This window comes from Streptomyces sp., assembly GCF_035645055.1.
In the GTDB taxonomy this organism is placed as follows: Bacteria; Actinomycetota; Actinomycetes; order Streptomycetales; family Streptomycetaceae; genus Streptomyces.
On sequence record NZ_DASQNH010000005.1, the window covers coordinates 1 to 4,484 of the forward strand.

The 4,484-nt window shown below is 73.4% G+C and carries 5 protein-coding genes; all 5 read left to right on the forward strand.

What is annotated here, in order from left to right:
* Nucleotides 1-252 precede the first annotated feature (252 nt).
* Nucleotides 253-1,388, forward strand: a protein-coding gene (locus VE614_RS02010; RefSeq protein WP_324930907.1) for an IS630 family transposase whose coding sequence is annotated in 2 segments (ribosomal slippage) — nt 253-688 and nt 688-1,388 — 1,137 coding nt in all. Because the reading frame shifts where the segments join, the coding sequence is not laid out codon by codon here.
* Nucleotides 1,389-1,486: 98 nt separating this feature from the next.
* Nucleotides 1,487-2,020: a hypothetical protein gene (locus VE614_RS02015; protein ID WP_324930910.1), complete on the forward strand. Its 534-nt coding sequence runs from the start codon at nt 1,487-1,489 to the stop codon at nt 2,018-2,020.
* Nucleotides 1,933-2,793, forward strand: a complete 861-nt coding sequence (locus VE614_RS02020) for a transposase (RefSeq protein WP_324930914.1) — start codon at nt 1,933-1,935, stop codon at nt 2,791-2,793. The genes VE614_RS02015 and VE614_RS02020 overlap by 88 nt, the downstream gene beginning before the upstream one ends.
* Before the next feature lie 76 nt (nt 2,794-2,869).
* A complete protein-coding gene (locus VE614_RS02025; RefSeq protein ID WP_324930917.1) occupies nt 2,870-3,421 on the forward strand; it encodes a helix-turn-helix domain-containing protein in 552 nt (183 codons plus the stop codon).
* Nucleotides 3,422-3,456: 35 nt separating this feature from the next.
* Nucleotides 3,457-4,484 (forward strand): transposase (locus VE614_RS02030; protein ID WP_324930920.1); only part of this gene is annotated, 1,028 nt, incomplete at its 3' end.

The window sequence follows — 4,484 nt, forward strand, 5'->3', positions numbered from 1 at the left end:
GCTGCCCCGGCCGACGAACTCCCCGTACGCCGTGTCCGCCTCGTACAGCCCCCGCTGCGGCCCGCGCTTCCCGAGCATCCGACACCCCCGACCTGCCAGACCGTCGGCGTCATCCTACTCGCTCGGCACGCCCCTCCGGTAGCCCCTTTCCGGCCGCACTTCTAGTGGTCCGTTAGGGCTGATTTATCGGCATGGTTCTGCCGATGTAGCCGCCGTATCGCTGGCATGACGGGATGGACACGGGGGCGCCGGATGAAGTCGAAGTACGCGGTCTACCTGAGCGAGGTGGAGCGCGCCGAGTTGCGGACCCTCATTGGCCACGGCGTGGCGCCCGCCCGGGAGGTGGCCCACGCCCGTATCTTGCTCAAAGCCGATCAAGGCGACGGTGGTCCGGGCTGGGACGACGCCGCCATCGCCGGGGCGCTGGAGCTCTGCGCCCGCACGGTGGCGCGCGTCCGGCAGCAGTACGTGACCCAGGGACTGGAGGCTGCCCTCACGCGGCGGATGCCCGAGCGGGTGTACGTCAGGAAGCTGGATGGGCAGCAGGAAGCGCACCTGATCGCGCTGGCCTGCAGCACGCCGCCGACCGGCCGCGAGCGCTGGAGCCTGCGGCTGCTGGCGGACGCCTTGGTGCGGCTGGAGCTCGTGGACACCGTCTCGCACGAGACGGTGCCGCAGACCTTAAAGCAAACGACCTGAAGCCCTGGTTGCGGGAGCAATGGTGCATCCCGCCGGAGGCCAACGCCGAGTTCGTCTGGCAGATGGAGGATGTGCTCGACGTCTACACCCGCCCGTACGACCCGGCCCGCCCACTCGTCTGCCTCGACGAGACCAGCCGGCAAGTGCTGGCTGATGCCCGCCCACCGCTGCCGCCCGCGCCCGGCAGGCCCGCGCGTCAGGATGCGGAGCATGTCCGGGACGGCGTCGTCAACATGTTCCTGGTCACCGAACCACTCCGCGGGTGGCGGCAGGTGCGGGTCAGCGACCGCCGCACCCGGATCGACTGGGCCCACTGCGTCCGGGACCTGGTCGACGTCCACTACCCCACGGCCGAGCGCATCGTGCTGGTGATGGACAACCTCAATATCCACTCGCCGGCCTCGCTCTACGAGGCCTTCCCGCCGGCCGAGGCCAAGCGGCTAGCCGACAAGCTGGAGATCCACCACACGCCCCGGCATGGCAGCTGGCTCAACATGGCGGAGATCGAGCTGAGCGTCCGCCAGCGCCAGTGCCTGGACCGCCGGCTGGGCGACCGGGCGACGGTCGAGCGGGAGGCAGCGGCGTGGGTCGACCAGCGGAACGCCGCCGCCCAGCAGATCGACTGGCGCTTCACCACGGCTGACGCTCGCATCAAGCTCAAGCGCCTCTATCCGACACTTCACGCCTGACGGACTACTAGTGGGTCAGTTGGCATGGTCGTAGCTGTTGAACCCGGCACCGGATCTGCGGCCATCCCGGCAGCGGACGACGAGGTCGGTGGTGTGGGATGGCGAGGCGGCAGAAGGAGCCGTTGCGCGCGGTGACGGTGGCGGAACGGGCCGAACTGGAGCGGGTCGGGCGGATGGGGAGCGAGCGTGCGGATCGGGTGGCCCGCGCTCGGGCGCTGCTGGCCGTGGCCGACGGGAACCGCTTCACGGAGGCGGCGCGGGCGGCCGGCCGTCGCTCCGGCGACGCGGTGGGGCGGCTGGCGGCGGTGGACCCGCGCCACGGGGGCGGGCCGAGACCCCGCTACGGCGCGGATGGGCGGGAGCGGATCCTGCGCGAGTTCCGGCGTGCGCCGGATCGCGAGCGGGACGGGACGGCGACCTGGTCGCTGACGACGCTCCGTCGGGCGTTGCGGCGTGCGCCGGACGGGCTGCCGACGGTGAGCACGGCGACGATCCTGGGCGTGCTCTGGGAGGCCGGGTACCGCTGGCAGCGGGATCGCACCTGGTGCCACACCGGCCAGGCCCGGCGGCGGCGGCGGGACGGGACGGTCGTGACCGTCACCGACCCGCAGGCGGCCCCCAAAAAGAGCTGATCGAGCGCGCCTACCGCACCGCCGAGGCGCTCGGGCTCCAGCTCTGGTGCCAGGACGAGGCCGGCCCCTACCAGGCCATCCCGCAGCCCGGCCCCTCCTGGCAGCCGGAGGGCTCGCCGCGCCGTCGCCCGCACGAGTACGTCCGCGGCGGCACGGCGAAACTGCTGACGCTGTTCCGGCCCGCCACGGGCGAGGTCCGTGCCGAGCCGGTCGAGCACGCCACCAACGCCGTGCTCCATCCTTGGCTCAAGCGCGAGCTCACGGCGATCCTCGCGGCCTGCTCACCGCCCCCGGCCACGCCCCCGGCGGGCCGGCGCTGGGCCGACTGGGACGCCTTCGCGGCGACGTGGGGCCTCGACGATCGCCGCCCGCCGCTCCGCGTCCCGCTGATCTGGGACACCCTGGCCGGCCACCTCTCGATCGAGCTGGGCCGCTGGCTGCTCGACCACGGCATCCTGCCCCTGTACACGCCGCTGGCTGGCTCCTGGCTCAACCTCGCCGAGTCGGTCCAACGGATCCTGGTACGTCGAGCGCTCGACGGGCACCATCCCGAGACCATCCAGCAGCTCATGGGCTGGCTGGCCGAGACGGTGCGCGGCTGGAACGCCGACCCCACACCGTTCGAATGGGCCGGCAAGCGCGCGGCCCGACGTCGGCGGGCCCGCGATCGCCGCCATGCCCTCGGCGGCTCCGCCGGCTACTCCCGCCGCCCGATCTGCCGCCGCCGACACGCCACCGCCCCATCACCCAATGGCGTCACTCATGCCTACTGACCCACTAGTGGGTCACGCCGCAATTGTGTGGGGCTGACGGTGATGGAGCGATCCTGCATGGTGGGGGTAGGAAGCGATGGCGACCATGCAGAAGGAGTGCCTGCGGCCGCTGACGTCGGCGGAGCGGAGCGAGCTGGAGCGGATTGCGCGGGCGAGCAGCGAGCGGGTGGACCGGGTGCGCCGGGCGGCGGCGCTGCTGGCGGTGGCCGAGGGACGGCCATTCCTCGGGGCGGCGCGCGCGGCCGGCTTCCGGAGCGGCACGGGGGTGGCGAACCTGGTGCGGCGGTTCAACCGGGCCGGCGTGGCCGCGCTCCGGATCGCGCCCGGGCGGGGACGACGGCCGACGTACGACGCGGCGGGGCGGGCCCGGATCGTGGCGACGGCGCAGCGGCCACCGGATCGGAAGGTCGACGGGACGGCGACCTGGTCGCTGAGCACGCTGGAGCGGACGGCGCGGCGCGAGGGGCTGCCGCGAGTCGGGGCGACGACGATCCGGCGGGTGCTGCACGACGCGGGCAGCGCCTACCAGCGGACGCGGACGTGGTGGCCGACCGGGACGGCGCGGCGCAAGCGCAAAGCGGGCGTGGTGCGCGTGGTCGATCCGCAGACGGAAGAAAAAAGGGGCTGATCGAGCGGGCCTACCGGCTCGGAGAGGCGGCCGGGGTGCCGGTCTGGTGCCAGGACGAGGCCGGCCCGTACCAGGCGATCCCCCAGCCCGGGGCGGCGTGGGCGCCGGTCGGCGAGCCGCGCCGGCAGCCGCACGAGTACGTGCGGGGCGGGACGGCCAAGCTGCTGGCCCTGTTCCGCCCGGCGACCGGCGAACTCCGCGCCAAGGGCGTCACGAACGCGCCCAACGCGGTGCTCCACCCCTGGCTGCAGGCCGAGCTCACCGCGGTGCTGGCGACGCTCCCACCCGTCACCGTCCCCGAGGCCGAGCGACCGCCGCTGGCCCGCCGGGCGACCTGGCTCGGCCACGAGCCACGCGAGCCGCTGCCGCCGCTCCGGCTGCTGCTGGTCTGGGACACCCTGGCCGGCCACCTGAGCTGGCCGATCGTCCGCTGGCTGCTCCGGCACGGCGTCATGCCGCTGTACACCCCGCTGAGCGGCTCCTGGCTCAACATGGCCGAGTCGATCCAGCGGATCATCGTCCGCCGCGCCCTCGACGGCCGGCATCCCCAGTCGCACGCCGAGCTCATCACTTGGCTCGACGACACCGTCGCCGGCTGGAACGCCAACCCGACCCCGTTCGCCTGGCATGGCAAGCGGCATGAGCGACGCCAGCGCGCCCGGCAGCGACGCCTCGGCGGCGCACCAGCCACCCACGCTCACCAGCACTTATCTGCGGCCTCACCCACTAGTCAGGGGCGTGGGGCACTGGTAGACTGTTCGCGACGGCGCCCCCGCATGCCCGATCCGGGGCCACCGACGGCGTCCGTCCGGTGGACCATCATGCTTCGAGCTCCTGCTGTCGGCGTGTCGGATGGGCGTAGCGCGGCGCGGTCGAACGGCCGCGTGCTCGGCATCGGCGCCGCCCTGCTCGTCATACTCCTGCTGCCGGTCGTGGCCCTGGCCGGCGCTACCATGATCCTCTCCGCCGCCCCGCGCGGCATCCAGCTCGACCTGCCGAGAGACGGGGGCGACCTGCCGCTCGACGCGCAGTTTCGGGCGACGGTGACCGGTTGGCGGGCGAC

Bases quoted from the DNA above. Each gene is read 5' to 3' on its own strand.
- VE614_RS02015 (WP_324930910.1), top strand. From the start codon at position 1,487: ATGGCGAGGCGGCAGAAGGAGCCGTTGCGCGCGGTGACGGTGGCGGAA.
- VE614_RS02025 (WP_324930917.1), top strand. From the start codon at position 2,870: ATGGCGACCATGCAGAAGGAGTGCCTGCGGCCGCTGACGTCGGCGGAG.